General features: G+C 44.2%; 13 protein-coding genes. 11 read left to right on the forward strand and 2 right to left on the reverse strand.

Features of this window, described 5'->3' with window-relative positions; all coding sequences use genetic code 11:
• Positions 1-120: 120 nt before the first annotated feature.
• The 5 genes from N909_RS24900 (at position 121) to N909_RS25390 (ending at position 6,300) form a co-directional block, all read left to right on the forward strand.
• On the forward strand, positions 121-1,692 hold the full coding sequence (locus N909_RS24900) for a glycosyltransferase family 2 protein (RefSeq protein ID WP_051689962.1): 1,572 nt from the start codon (positions 121-123) through the stop codon (positions 1,690-1,692).
• Between the two features lie 52 nt (positions 1,693-1,744).
• On the forward strand, positions 1,745-2,836 hold the full coding sequence (locus tag N909_RS0118950; RefSeq protein ID WP_051689963.1) for a glycosyltransferase: 1,092 nt from the start codon (positions 1,745-1,747) through the stop codon (positions 2,834-2,836).
• 18 nt (positions 2,837-2,854) lie between these two features.
• Positions 2,855-4,093, forward strand: coding sequence for a hypothetical protein (locus tag N909_RS0118955; protein ID WP_029917710.1), 1,239 nt, complete (start codon positions 2,855-2,857; stop codon positions 4,091-4,093).
• A gap of 201 nt (positions 4,094-4,294) precedes the next feature.
• The gene (locus tag N909_RS0118960) at positions 4,295-4,579 is read left to right on the forward strand and encodes a hypothetical protein (protein WP_155006012.1); all 285 of its coding nucleotides are present in this window, start codon (positions 4,295-4,297) and stop codon (positions 4,577-4,579) included.
• 206 nt (positions 4,580-4,785) lie between these two features.
• Positions 4,786-6,300, forward strand: coding sequence for a putative nucleotide-diphospho-sugar transferase (locus N909_RS25390; RefSeq protein ID WP_051689964.1), 1,515 nt, complete (start codon positions 4,786-4,788; stop codon positions 6,298-6,300).
• Positions 6,301-6,442: 142 nt separating this feature from the next.
• Here N909_RS25390 and N909_RS0118970 read toward each other — a convergent pair whose 3' ends face one another.
• On the reverse strand, positions 6,443-7,465 hold the full coding sequence (locus N909_RS0118970; RefSeq protein WP_029917713.1) for an ELM1/GtrOC1 family putative glycosyltransferase: 1,023 nt from the start codon (positions 7,463-7,465) through the stop codon (positions 6,443-6,445).
• 39 nt (positions 7,466-7,504) lie between these two features.
• Positions 7,505-8,464: a hypothetical protein gene (locus N909_RS0118975; RefSeq protein WP_211253998.1), complete on the reverse strand. Its 960-nt coding sequence runs from the start codon at positions 8,462-8,464 to the stop codon at positions 7,505-7,507.
• A 332-nt stretch (positions 8,465-8,796) separates the two neighbouring features.
• On the opposite strand from N909_RS0118975, the gene N909_RS0118980 reads away from it, so the two are divergent.
• The 6 genes from N909_RS0118980 to rpoZ all read left to right on the forward strand — a co-directional run bounded on the left by N909_RS0118980 (position 8,797) and on the right by rpoZ (position 13,159).
• The gene (locus N909_RS0118980) at positions 8,797-9,693 is read left to right on the forward strand and encodes a lysophospholipid acyltransferase family protein (protein ID WP_084167825.1); all 897 of its coding nucleotides are present in this window, start codon (positions 8,797-8,799) and stop codon (positions 9,691-9,693) included.
• A 145-nt stretch (positions 9,694-9,838) separates the two neighbouring features.
• A complete protein-coding gene (locus tag N909_RS0118985; protein WP_211253999.1) occupies positions 9,839-10,114 on the forward strand; it encodes a ComEA family DNA-binding protein in 276 nt (91 codons plus the stop codon).
• Positions 10,115-10,224: 110 nt separating this feature from the next.
• Entirely contained in the window at positions 10,225-11,232 is a 1,008-nt protein-coding gene (locus N909_RS0118990; protein ID WP_029917717.1) for an NAD-dependent epimerase, read from the forward strand.
• A gap of 216 nt (positions 11,233-11,448) precedes the next feature.
• Positions 11,449-12,324, forward strand: a complete 876-nt coding sequence (locus tag N909_RS0119000; RefSeq protein WP_029917718.1) for a YicC/YloC family endoribonuclease — start codon at positions 11,449-11,451, stop codon at positions 12,322-12,324.
• Entirely contained in the window at positions 12,317-12,940 is a 624-nt protein-coding gene (gene gmk / locus N909_RS0119005) for a guanylate kinase (protein WP_029917719.1), read from the forward strand. The genes N909_RS0119000 and gmk overlap by 8 nt, the downstream gene beginning before the upstream one ends.
• 12 nt (positions 12,941-12,952) lie before the next feature.
• Positions 12,953-13,159 (forward strand): DNA-directed RNA polymerase subunit omega, encoded by a 207-nt coding sequence (rpoZ, locus tag N909_RS0119010; RefSeq protein ID WP_029917720.1) that lies wholly within the window; start codon positions 12,953-12,955, stop codon positions 13,157-13,159.
• The last annotated feature ends 54 nt before the right edge of the window (positions 13,160-13,213 follow it).

The raw sequence follows: 13,213 nt of genomic DNA on the forward strand, positions 1-13,213 counted from the left end.
TTATGTTTTAGCTACAAAGAGTATCTTGCCTATGCCGCATGCAGGATAGGAATAGATAAGTCTGAATCCTCAACGAAATGATCGAAGAAGTCTCTGTCGTTGTGGAAAGTGGGTATATGAATGAACTCATCAAAAAAGAACACCCCCAAACTGAATATCCTCTGTTATCGCTGGGGAACAAAATATGGTGTTGAGTATGTGAATACGCTTTTTGCGATGGTGCGGAGGCATCTCTCTATAGAGCATACTTTTCATTGCATTACTGACTGTACTGAGGGGCTTCAGGATGGGATTGTCGCTCATCTTCTGCCTGTCACCGGAGTTACCGGAATATGGCAAAAGCTCATGACCTTTCAAGACAATTTTCTTGGTTTACAAGGTCAATGGGTTGTCAGTCTGGATCTAGATATTGTTGTTGTGGGGAGCCTGGATTTCCTTGTCGAGCAGCCAGAACACGATTTTTTGATAGCACGGAACTGGAGTAAAGATGCCAAAGCAGGAACCGGAGCCAGAGGGAGTGGCTCGGTATATCGATTAAAAGTCGGCTCACATGCCTTCATCTGGGAAAAACTGATCAAGAATTTTGACGGTGCGGTTAATCGTTATCACGGTAAAAATAGAGACGTTGGTGAACAGAATTGGTTGAATGCCCACATTGAAAAATTTCACTATTTTAGCGAAGGAAAGGTCGTTTCTTTTAAACGCCACTGCCACGCTAAAGGTCATAAGTTTTTGGGGATCAATACTGCTAAAATAGGCAAAGCGGTCCCTCCGGTTGAGGCTGCAGTGGTGTCGTTTCATGGAGATCCGTTGCCGCCAGATGTCATGTACTCACACTATGGGGTTTGGCGACATGCTCCATTTGTCAAACAGAACTGGCGCCCCTCCAGGAATGAGTTGTTGCATTTTGGCATTGTCATTCCAACATATAACCGTCCGGATGACCTCAGGGAGGCTCTGGAGTCATTGTTGGCACAAAGTTATCCTCATTGGGTTGCGGTCATTGTCAATGATGCATCAACGGCTGATTATTCTGGTATTGAAAAAAGCTATACAGATGACCGATTCATCTTTATCAGTAAAGATCACAATGGGGGAATTAATGCTGCCAGAAATGTCGGTATTGACTACCTGACGGGACGAGGAATCGATTTTGTATCTTTTTTGGATGACGATGATATCTTTGCTCCTGACTTTTTGGAAAATTCAATTTCGGTCATCAGGCAACATCCTGAATACGACTGGTTTATGTCCAATAATTACGGGGAGCGAAAGACATCACAACGCGACATTGAAAGTATAAAAGTGATCGATTGGATTGATGATTACATTTACGGGAAATTGCGAGGCGATAAGGCTCACTTGTTCGCTATGCCACTGCTAAGCGGCATTCGTCTGGATGAGCGTTTTCGCGCATCCAATAGATGGCGTTTTTTTATCGATTTGAATGAGAGAACTCCGATACTGGCATACCCCAATGCTTCTATTCGCAAGCGTTATCAGGACGGTGGAATTACCAAAGGAGTAAAGGGCAAGTACAAGGGCCCAAAAACAATGCTTGAAATTCGATCCCGCTTTGAGAAACATGCTTATGTTATTAGTCGTCGGCCATTTACTTTTTCCGCGTATAAATATCTCTTACTGGAGTTGCTGAAAACTCCTAAGCGCTTGGTGATGCTTTTTATGCAATAGAAAGGCCGTTATCTTTCTTCGGTAATAGCCGGTATTTTTGGGATGAATCATTATGAAAAATAAAATTAAAGTAGTGCAGGCTTTATTAACTTTAGGTGAGGGGGGAGCTCAAACTTATTTTGAAAAAATGGTTTACGCTTTCCAGGACGATCCCGAAATAGATCAGCGTGTAATAACTGTATCATTATCAAACCGTTTGAAACGATTTGATAATGCGGGAATCAACTATCTCGCGACAGGAAACTTCCGTTCAGATAAAGCGCCTCATCGTTTTGTCCAGTCACTGTTTGCCAAATATAATGATCGGCGGAGAATTAAACGCTATCTTGATGATTTCCAGCCAGAGGTTATTGTGAGTTATCACAATACTGCACCAGAAATTATTCACTATCCTTCAGCAGTCCATATCGCAAGGATGGGGCACGGAAACTCGAAGAGAACCTATGCGAATTGTGATTTTATTGTTGTGAATCAGCCAACACTGCGGCATCAGATTCTAGCCAAGGGCTGGTCCAAACAACGTATTGAGGTGATTTCAAATTTTGCGGAATTTCCGGAGGCATTACAATCTTCAGGGGATATGCCCGAGTTACCATCTGGAGCCAGAGTCTTGCTGACTCTTGGCCGTCTTCATCCCGCCAAAGCGCAGGATACTCTGATCGAGGCGATGGCGCTCTTACCGGAAAATACCTGCTTGTTGATTGCCGGGGCCGGGCGGTTGGAAAAACAACTTAAATTGTTGGTGGAATCTCTGAATCTGTCGCAAAGAGTATTTTTTCTCGGATTGCGGCGTGACGTACCTGCTTTGCTACAAATGGCCGATGTCGTATTACTACCTAGCCGTTACGAGCCCTTGGGCAATGTGATTTTAGAAGCATGGCAAGCCCGTAAACCGATAATCGCCGCCAATAGCGATGGTCCACGTTGGTTGATAGAGAATGGAAAAAACGGACTTTTATTCAATATAGATGAAGTGAAGTCCTGTGCAGATCAGATTAAGTATCTACTGGATATGCCTAACTCTCAGTTGCAGGAGATGCTGGACGCTGGTTCAGAAAAGTTGCAGGAGTATTTCTCTAAAGAAGTGATTGTTGGGCAATACAAAGCTCTTTTTAGAAAACTTATAAATTCTCGTCTTAAATAAAAAAATGATTGGAAAATTATGAATATTCTTCTATTGCGGCCTCTGATTACAATTCGTAATCACAATAGTTTTAAAGAACGCCTGAATGGAAAGAAGAAGCCTGAGAGTCTAAAAAAGATTTTTTTAAAGTCAATAAAAAATATTTCTCTTATAGAAATAAATACTAGAGCTGTAGTATTTTCTGGAAAGGGTAATGGTCCTGCGTTTAAACGAGAAAGAGAATATCTTCATTCAATCCTTCCCGAGGTAGTTTTTTGCTCTACTCAATCTAAGAAAAATTTTTTTAAACGAAGCCTGCTAACCCTATCATTACTTGTCTACATTCTTCCTCTCTTACCAAGATTACTTCGGTTGTTAAAATCTTTTCGTAATAATAAAAGGATAACTGATTTAGATCGAGGGAAGTTTTTTTTATTTCTTATCGATTTCCTTGCCTATCAGTATTTTTTTACGATAAAAGGGGTAAAGCCAAAAGGAGTTATAGCGCATGCCCTGCTTTCTCCTAGAGGGTTATCTCTTATTACTGCTGCCATAAAGGAGCGCATTCCCAGTATATTTATTCTTCATGGCGCATGTACTCCCTTTACCCCCGATATTTCCTATCCGACATTTCCTGTTGATCTGCATCTGTTGAAAAGCCAGGCTAGTTATGATCGTATCGGTATTGAAGCCGATTTAGCAAAACGCATTGTTTTTTATGGTTTGCCTGGGAATGAGGCCCCACTTCGCTCACCGCCTAAGACTATTAATAGATTTGGGATCTGTCTGCCCTATGCAGTTGTTTTGCGGGATTTGAATAGCCTGTTGGATCATGTCTGGGAGACATTCTCTCCAGGAAACATTGTGATCCGTTTTCATCCACGTGATCCACTCGGTAAAACATATCGGAGAGAGAATGTTCAGATCTCCCCAAAGGGTGAGACAATTCAGGGCTTTGCTGAGTCTTGTGATTTGATCATTGCTGGAAATACCTCTGCTATTCTCGATATTTTGAAGATAGGTTGTCCGGTTATTTATGTCGCAAATCTTGATTCCTTTGGCTGGGATGTCTATGGTTTTGTGAAGGTCGGGCTCGTTCCTGGCTTTTCTGCATTTGAAAATATAACTTTAAGAGAACTGGGCATAGTATATCTTGATAATGAATGGCAGAACAAAATGATTTATTTTGATTCGAGTTATGGGAAAAGTAGGCAGGCTATAAATGATGGAGTTAAATCTGAAATTCTTTCGCTAATTGCTAAACAACCTTGCGATTGATTTTTTGCCCTGTTTAGATTTTTTCTGAAAAATACCCTAGATACAAAAGTGATGCCCCTTGTTCTCTTCCAGCCAAGCTTTGACGAGCTTACTGTGATGAACCCACAGGTTGTCCAGAATCAGAAACACTTTGCGTTCAATGGCCTTGATCCTTGACCAGCCGGGATATAAATTTGATCAGCACCTTGGCGGTCATACAGCATGAGCCGTACCTTGCTACGATTGGTGGTTGACGAGATCATATTGATTCGGCTCTTGGCGGTCTTGGTTCGCAGCGCCGGGGTTTTCCTTTGGGAGCAAAGCCTCTGCATGGTAAGTATCGTTCTGGATTTCGATTTCCTAATCACCATGGTGGCGGCCGCACTGCCCTGGCTTGATGGCCTCAAGGCCTTCCCGTTCGTACTTTTTGCAGATGGTAGTGATATGGCTTTGGCTGAGATCGACGATTTCGGAAATGGACTTGCTGTCCAGACTTTATTCGCGTAAACGAACGACCTGCTTATGAAGTTTGTGCTGCGCCTGTTGGCTGAGTTTTCTGGCGTTGAAGTTATTCGACGTCTTAGTAACACATTATAAAGAAAAATCGATTATTCATTCAGCAGGGCAATCTGCTAGAAATCACAGGATATTCACGTAATCCAAATTTGTTATAGAGAAATAGCTCAAGGAATGGCTAAGGGAAATTTTCATATATGAAATTTTATAAAAAATTAAACAAGAAAGTCAAAAAGGTTTCTTGTCAGGTTTTCACTTTGAGGGGACAATTGATAGATTGTTTTTTTATAGAATTTCAAAAATTTTTAAATATTTTTAAAAAAAAGAGGCCAAATTATTTTATTGTTTGTGGGTTTTCAGAAAGAGATAAGCTTCATCTTGTAAAGATGATGAAAGAAATTTTTAAAGATGATAAAGATTATCTTTTTTTCTCTGGATCCTCTGCGTTAGAAACAAAGAGGATTTTAAATAAAAATATAATATCAAATTCTGAAATCGATATTATTGAGTTTGAAAAAATTTCAACTTTATTTGGTTCATCTCGTTGTCTTAAAATTATTTGTTTGGTCAGAGATCCTCGCGATTTAATATCCTCATTTCATCCATCAACACCTGGACAATTTTTCCAAGGATATGACTATCGGTTTTTTTTAAAGGATAATATTAAAAGCTATACTGATCCAGGGATATCGACTATTTATAATTGCATAAAATCAATTGAAAATAACAATGAAGCTATTATTAAAATTAAAAATGAAAATTTAAACGAATCCCTGGAAAAAGAAATAACGAAGTTAGCTAATTTTATAGATTTTGATTTTTCTGGTGGTAGGGAGAAATTTGATGAAATATTTTCTGGTTTAGATATCCCTGAAGAGAAGTTTAAAAAACAGAAAATAGTCTCTGATGCACCGTCATGGGTACAAGATGAAAGGCTTATTCGTGTTGTTAGACAAATTAAATTATGCGGTGCTATTGAAGCAATAGCTTGTTCTCTTGGTTATCTCTCTTTGGATGAGATTCTAGATGAATATGGGATAACTGTTCCTTCCTTAACTATTAACTATGGCACGATCGTTTTATTTTATACTGATGATGATTTATATAAAAATGAAGCAGAGCGATGTATAAAATATATAGAAAAACTAGGTTTGAAATATGATGCAACAGTGATTCCTAAGAAGAGTCAGTGGGTCGAAAATTGTGCTATGAAATCCAAGATCCTTTTAGATGCGAGAAAACGTTTAAGAGGGCCGATTCTCTACGTTGATGTAGATGCTGTGATCCATAAGGATCCGTGGCCGTATTTGTCCCAATATGAGGGTGATTTAGCTGTCTATTTTCATTCAAATGGGGAGCTGATGTCCGGAACGATTCTTATTAATGATACGCAAAAAGCAATGTGCCTGCTCGAAGAGTGGGTGGCCTCGCAGGATAGCAGTCCTTTGGAGTGGGACCAGAGAGTTTTGGAAGAATTAATATCTTCCTATGAAAAAAATGATAATTCAGGGACAAGGAAGATCAATATCCAAAGGCTTCCTCCTAGTTTTTGTTATGTTTTTGATAAATTGTACTCATCTTTTTATGGAGAAATATTTATTGAGCATCTTCAGGCAAGTAGACAGGTTAAACGTCCGCTAGGTTCCGGGTCTGTTCGTAGGGAAAACAGAATTTTGGAGATCCATGAGAATGCCGGTAGTGATGGGAGTTGATGCAAGAGGGGGGGCAATTTTCCTGAAATTACATCGTTCCTATTTAAGAGTTGATTTTATGGCTCCGGAAGGATCTGCTTATTAAAAGCACTTTTTTTAAACTTCATTTGGAGCTAGAGCTGGTGGCCGCGGAAATATTTGTTTAAAGGCCATTAGAGACGCTCCAAGGGAGCCTGCTTAATAATTGTTTGGAGATACTATTCAATTCGAGCTGGTCCAAAAGGGCATATTGATTCACGCCTAATTCTAACGCCCCCAAATTGTAAGATTGGGTCTGTGTAATTCGTTTATTTCTTTCAAGTCGTTCAAAATACATAACGGAGAAGTCCTCTGGCTGTGCATGAATCCGCTTTGGTTGAATCGCTACAACCGGTTTGCCTGATGAAACTGCTTCCGTTACCATTGTTACACTGTCCTGGGTTACAAAGAGCAACTCTGCGCGAGCCATAAAAATATAAAGTTCTCTGCGTGGTTGCTCTGCCCACCAGATGGCATCCTCGAGAATTTCCGGTTTGATGTGTTTTTTTAATAATTTTTCTGTTTCTGCACCAGTCCGGCGAGAAGTTGTCAGCAGCCAGCGGATATTTTTTTTAATTGCGAGCTCGTTCATGCCTTGCGCAATTGCGACCCAGTCATTTTCACTAAAACGCCGGCTGCGTGATGCCCCACCTATAATCATACACCAAAGCCCTTTTTCCGTGGTCCCCTTCTGGGCGATCAGGTCCGGTGTGACAGGAGTGGGGATAAGTTCTATCTCGATAGAATTATCGCAGGCTTCTTTTGGAGCGGGGCTTATAACAGTATGAAACCAACTAGCCGGATAGGGTTTACGCTCTCCAATAAAAATATACGGCACCTTATAGCGTTCTGCCAACGTCTTACCGACAAACACACTTTTACCACCACTTGACACGATTAAGTCTGGCAGCGGGGCATCTGAAGGGATTTTTATATCAGCAATTCGGTGTAGGAGAAAATCGTTAAGCGGCCGACCATGCGGTCCCATAAGCCAGCGTATGATCGGACGGACCCAGCCGCGTAGCGTAGCTCTGCCTGTTATGGTTATGGTTTGCAGTGGTACGAGGATATCAAGGGCACAAGCTAAACCAATGGATTGACTGACATGCCCAGGGCTACCTTCACTAACGATCCAGACTGTTTTCATAATGACAAATGCATATCCGTAAAGTCTCTCAGATAATATCTATGGGCGCCAATGTTTTTCCACCCATGAACAGCGCTGTAAATAGCGGTGTAAATGTTTGCTGCGTTGCTTCCTGGTCGGTTGCGAAAGCGCCCATTTGAAATGATCCAACGGTTGACGATGCTCTTCGCGTTCGCTCCAGCGGCCGGCAATGGCATCCGGTGGTTTAGGGCTGCCCGGGAAGGTGACTATTTTACAGCCCTTTGGTTTCCGAGGGGGGCGAAAATAGCGCACCGGCCAGGGGCCCATGCAATGGCGGCGAAAGTGTTTGGTCCAACCGGCTGGCCAAAATTTGACACCACCTTTAAGATGATGGGTGACATAATTCTGCTCAAATTGATATTTAACACAAAGTTCGGGGTTTTTTTGCAGGTCTTCCAGCATGTACGAGTGTGCCCCGATAGGAAAGCGGAACACTGAGGTTTGTGCTCCGCGCTGCCAGGGCTTGATCCAGTTTCTGGCGGTAATGACATCCTGAGGATTTCCGTATTCAAAATAACCATCAATGGAATCGACGATAACCGAGTCCAGGTCCAGAAACAGGGCTGTTCCGGTCAAGCCGAACAGGTCCTGGTTCCAAAGGGCCTGCTTCGGCCATTTTCCTGGAGCTCCAGGCGGAACTTCGAAACCCAATTGTGGCAAAGGAAGGCACTCAACAGTCGATCTGATTCCGCTGGAATCATCCGTCATGCAGAACAGTTTAAACGCACCGCTGGTATTGCGCTCAACCATTCCGTATAGACAATTGACATACTCAGGGCCATACATTTTGCCCCATTTTATGCATAAGATTTGTTTACAGCTGCCCATTGAGGTCTCGTTTTCGGGATTGACTAACCCGGCCAAGATTAAAATGTCTCGTCTTTTTCTAATTGATAAATTTTGCTCTGGGTTACTCCAAAATGCTGTGTATCTTAATCGTTCGTCTGCGCCCTGTCCAGAAGAAGAGCACTTTACCACAGGCTTTGCATGCGAATTGGATAATTTGCTAGGCTCCCTTGGAAAAAAAATGCTAAGTTACCGGCACAAATGAAGATTGGACTTTCCTAGGCAATCAAATGGTTCCGACAGCTGTCCCGCTAGCGATATTCTGCATTATTATTTCATGTTTTAAGCAATTTCTTATGCGATTTGTACAGTTGATGATCTGTTATTCTGATTGCCGTCTGTTTGGTGAACATGGTTTTTCGCGTAATCCATGCTGACCGGTTTCTTTTGTCTTTTGTCCGTTGCTCCGAACTGACCCAAAATGGCTGTCGGAGTTGATTGGGCTGAATTGGTTCGGAATATAAATGTCAGTATCTTTTAAATATTATTCTGAATATTTAGGACTGCGGATAGTCGCCGGAGTGGTTCGTTTTTTGCCGCGTTCTGCAGCGCTTGTTTTGGGGCGGTTGCTGGGACAGTTGGCGATGAAATTGCTGGCCGGCAGATATCGTCTGGCCTATGACAATATGAGCAAGGCCATGCCTGAGTTGACGGATCGGGAAATCAGACGAAATCTGCGCCAATGTTTTGTGCATTTTGGTATGAGCGGGATCGATCTGCTTCGCCTTGATCTGTTCAGCCCTGACGAGCTGGATCAATTCTTTAAGATTGAAGGGTTTGATCATCTCCGCCAGGCACTGGAGCTTGGTCGCGGGGTGATCCTGTTGACTGGCCATCTGGGTTTTTGGGAGGCGGGGGCATTTGTCCTGCCGGCCAGCGGAGTTGAGTGTGACATGGTCGGGCGACCGATGAAAAATCCTCTGACTGATGCTTATCTAACCGGGATTCGGACTCATTTTGGAGCGCGGTTATTGAATAGCCGGAAGGGCGGTCGAAGGATTTTTAAATCATTAGGAGCCGGGCATGCGGTTGCGGTGTTGCTTGACCAGCACATTTCACCTCCCGGATCAACGGAGACTGTTTTCTTTGGCCGTAAGGCCATGACATCGACGGTCATGACCCATATGGCGATGAAACATCAGATCCCGGTGGTGCCGATGTTCTGTTTGCGTAGCCCGGATCATCGTTATAAGGCATGGACGGAGCCGATGCTGCTTCTGCAAGGTGAAGGGGAGGCTGCCGTTGCTCAAAATACCCAGCTACTGACCGAGATTGTTGAGGCGGCTATCCGGAGGGATGTGACCCAGTGGTTCTGGATGCATAAACGCTGGCGGGTTAAAAAGGTCAGGAAGAGAAAATAAGATTGCAAAGCCGTACCGTCATGGAAAAAAGACTTTAATTCTTTTGATTGGATATGTTAGGATTTGTTATTGTTTATTGTCTGCTGTAGAGGGGGCCTGTCTCAAGAACTTTTCTCTGTACAAATCTACAAAGTGGAGGGGATCCATGCACATTTTCAGAAGAATGTTTGTCGGACTGCTGTTTGTTTTGCTGCTGAGCTTTGCCAGTCAGCCATCTTTTGCTCTTGAAAAAATCAATATCAACACCGCAACCATTGAGCAACTTGTAACCCTGAAAGGGGTTGGAGAAAAAACAGCACAGAGTATCATCGATTATCGTACGTCCAAGCCTTTCGCTTCGGTCGATGAACTGACCAATGTTAAAGGAATCGGGCCAAAAACTTTGGCAAAATTTCGTGATCAGTTGACGATTAGCGATTAGCATAATTAATTGTTGGCCTATGGGCCGCCTTTACAGATATATTGATAGGGAGAGGGAAGCCTCTCCCGTTTTTTTTGTTTTTTCAGGGCAAGCGAAAAAAGGAATCCTCTATGAAAGTACTTGTTACCGGAGCTGCCGGATTTATCGGTTTTCATCTCTCCCAGAAACTGCTTGGTCGCGGCGATCAGGTGATCGGCCTGGATAACCTGAATGACTATTATGATGTCACTTTGAAGCATGCTCGCTTGCAGCAGCTTGATGCAGATGTCAATTTTCGCTTTGTGCACATGGATCTTGCCGATCGTGATGCTATGGCCGATTTGTTTGTGCAGGAGAAGTTTGATCGTGTGGTGAATCTGGCAGCCCAGGCCGGAGTCCGTTATTCTCTGATTAACCCTTATGCCTACATTGATAGTAATATCCAAGGGTTTATGAATATTTTGGAGGGTTGCCGGCATAATGGTGTTGAGCATCTTGTGTATGCTTCATCTTCCTCGGTCTATGGTGCCAATACCGCAATGCCTTTCTCTGTCCATGATAACGTTGATCATCCGGTGTCCTTGTATGCGGCCAGCAAAAAATCGAATGAGCTGATGGCGCACACCTACAGTCATCTTTATGGACTACCAACGACCGGCTTGCGTTTCTTTACGGTGTATGGTCCCTGGGGGCGCCCGGATATGGCATTGTTTCTTTTTACCAAGGCGATTCTGGCGGATCAGCCTATCGATGTGTTTAATTTCGGTAAAATGAGACGTGACTTTACCTATATCGATGATATTGTCGAGGGGGTGGTCAGAACTCTTGATCGGGTGGCAACGGCCAACCCCGTCTGGGCTGGCGATCATCCTGATCCTGGCACCAGTGCGGCACCCTATCGGTTGTATAATATCGGCAACAACAATCCCGTTGAGCTGATGGATTTGATTCACGCGCTGGAATCCGAACTCGGCAAAGAGGCTCGTAAGAACATGCTGCCAATTCAGCCGGGGGATGTTCCCGCAACCTATGCTGATGTCGATGCGTTGATAGCGGATGTCGGCTTTAAGCCAAGCACATCCATAGAAGAGGGCATTGCCCGTTTTGTGCATTGGTACCGCGATTATTACGCGGTGTAACAATTGCCACCCCGGTCCGGTTTTCTTGTGCACCGATAAAGGTAAGGCTCCGGCTTTTCTGAGTTGACAGGAGCAAATGTTTTTCTTGTTTGTCTTTTGTAAAATCGCTAAGATGCAAAACTTTGTTGAAAATGCTTGGTGGAGAGCTGATTTGCACACAGATTTTTGATTATGCTGCAAATAGTGTCCGGACTGGGCCATAAATAAAGGTTGATTATGATAAAGAGTATGACCGGCTATGGCCGTGGTCAGGCCGAAGCGGAAGGATTGTCGTTTGCCGTTGAAATTAAGGCTGTAAACCATCGTTATGGTGATATTACGGTCAAGGCCCCTCGATTGCTGGCTCCCTATGAAAGCGAGATAAAAAAAAGGGTTGCCGCGGTTTTAAAGCGAGGGAAAGTTGACGTCTATATCAACCAGGAGAACAGCTCCCGGGTAACAATGACGCCGGTGATTGATGAACAGTTGGCGGCAGCCTATCTGGCCGCCTACAAGCATTTGAAATCGGTGACGGGCCTGGCCGGGGAGATCGGACTTGAATTTTTGGCTGCACAGAAAGATGTCCTGACCTTGAAAGAAACCGAATTGGTTGCTGACGACTTGCTGGATTGTCTCTATCAATCTTTGGATCTGGCATTGGCGGCCATGCTTGAAACGCGGCGCTGCGAAGGTGCTGCCACGGCGCAGGATATTTCCCAGCGGCTTGAGGTGCTGGCAACCATTCTCGGGAAAATTGAAGAATGTGCCCCTCTGGTCCCCATTGAGTGGCAGCAGAAGCTCAAGGAGCGCCTGACCCGTTTGCAGGATAACGGCGGGGATCCGCAGCGCATAGCCCAGGAAATTGCGATTTTTGCAGATCGTTGCGATATCAGCGAAGAAATCAGCCGCTTCAATAGTCATTTGGCACAGTTTCACGCTCTGATGGCGGAACAGGAGCCGGTCGGTCGGCAAATGGATTTTTTGGTTCAGGAGTTGAATCGCGAAGCAAACACCATGGGATCCAAGTCCAACGATGCCAACCTGACCAAGCATGTTGTTGCCTTAAAGTCTGAGCTTGAAAAAATCCGTGAACAGGTGCAGAACATTGAATAAGCAGGCGGATCCCAGCAGGAAAGGAATTCTTTTTGTGGTTTCAGCCCCTTCCGGCGCTGGGAAAACCTCGTTGTGTCGGGAATTGATTGACAGCGTTACTGATCTGGAGCAATCTATATCGTTTGCGACACGCCCCAGGCGGGACGGGGAACGGGACGGGGTCGATTATCATTTTGTTCCTTCCGACACCTTCAGGCAGATGATTGAGAGACATCAGCTTGCCGAGTGGGCCGAGGTGCACGGAAACCTTTATGGAACTTCCCTCGCGACTATTGAGGATGCTTCGCTGAAGGGGATCGACCTGCTGCTTGATATCGATTGTCAGGGCGCGGCGCAATTGCGGAAAAGTTATCGGCGCGGAGTGTTTATTTTTATTCTGCCACCGGATTATGATGAGTTGGAAAGACGGCTGCGTGAGCGCGGTACCGACAGTGAAGAGGTCATTCTGCGGCGGCTGAGAAATGCTCAGCAGGAGATTGCCCAGGCCGAGCAATATGACTACCTGGTTGTGAATGATGATTTTTCTGCCGCCAAAGCCAAGCTGATTTCGATTATTCATGCAGAAAGAAGCCGGGCGAATCGTTGCCGGTATTTATTACAAAAATTTACCTCATAAGGAGACAAAAATATGGCACGTGTTACAGTTGAAGATTGTTTGGATGTCATTCCCAATCGGTTTCTGCTTGCTATGGTTGCAGCAAAGCGGTCGAAGCAACTTTACAAAGGCGCTGAACCACTGATTGAAAACAAGTCCGGCAATAAGAAAGTCGTTGTTGCCTTACGTGAAATTGCTGCCAACGAAATCGACTTTGAAATACCGATGCGCAAGCGGTGAAGAAACAAGCCTGTTTTTTCCGGCCCTGAAACCGGATTCAGGGCCCTGAGTTGA

Source organism: Pelobacter seleniigenes DSM 18267 (genome assembly GCF_000711225.1).
GTDB classification, from domain to species: Bacteria; Desulfobacterota; Desulfuromonadia; order Desulfuromonadales; family Geopsychrobacteraceae; genus Seleniibacterium; species Seleniibacterium seleniigenes.

Bases quoted from the DNA above. Each gene is read 5' to 3' on its own strand.
- N909_RS24900 (WP_051689962.1), top strand. From the start codon at position 121: ATGAACTCATCAAAAAAGAACACCCCCAAACTGAATATCCTCTGTTAT.
- N909_RS0118950 (WP_051689963.1), top strand. From the start codon at position 1,745: ATGAAAAATAAAATTAAAGTAGTGCAGGCTTTATTAACTTTAGGTGAG.
- N909_RS0118955 (WP_029917710.1), top strand. From the start codon at position 2,855: ATGAATATTCTTCTATTGCGGCCTCTGATTACAATTCGTAATCACAAT.
- N909_RS0118960 (WP_155006012.1), top strand. From the start codon at position 4,295: ATGAGCCGTACCTTGCTACGATTGGTGGTTGACGAGATCATATTGATT.
- N909_RS25390 (WP_051689964.1), top strand. From the start codon at position 4,786: ATGAAATTTTATAAAAAATTAAACAAGAAAGTCAAAAAGGTTTCTTGT.
- N909_RS0118970 (WP_029917713.1), bottom strand. From the start codon at position 7,465: ATGAAAACAGTCTGGATCGTTAGTGAAGGTAGCCCTGGGCATGTCAGT.
- N909_RS0118980 (WP_084167825.1), top strand. From the start codon at position 8,797: ATGTCAGTATCTTTTAAATATTATTCTGAATATTTAGGACTGCGGATA.
- N909_RS0118985 (WP_211253999.1), top strand. From the start codon at position 9,839: ATGCACATTTTCAGAAGAATGTTTGTCGGACTGCTGTTTGTTTTGCTG.
- N909_RS0118990 (WP_029917717.1), top strand. From the start codon at position 10,225: ATGAAAGTACTTGTTACCGGAGCTGCCGGATTTATCGGTTTTCATCTC.
- N909_RS0119000 (WP_029917718.1), top strand. From the start codon at position 11,449: ATGATAAAGAGTATGACCGGCTATGGCCGTGGTCAGGCCGAAGCGGAA.
- rpoZ (WP_029917720.1), top strand. From the start codon at position 12,953: ATGGCACGTGTTACAGTTGAAGATTGTTTGGATGTCATTCCCAATCGG.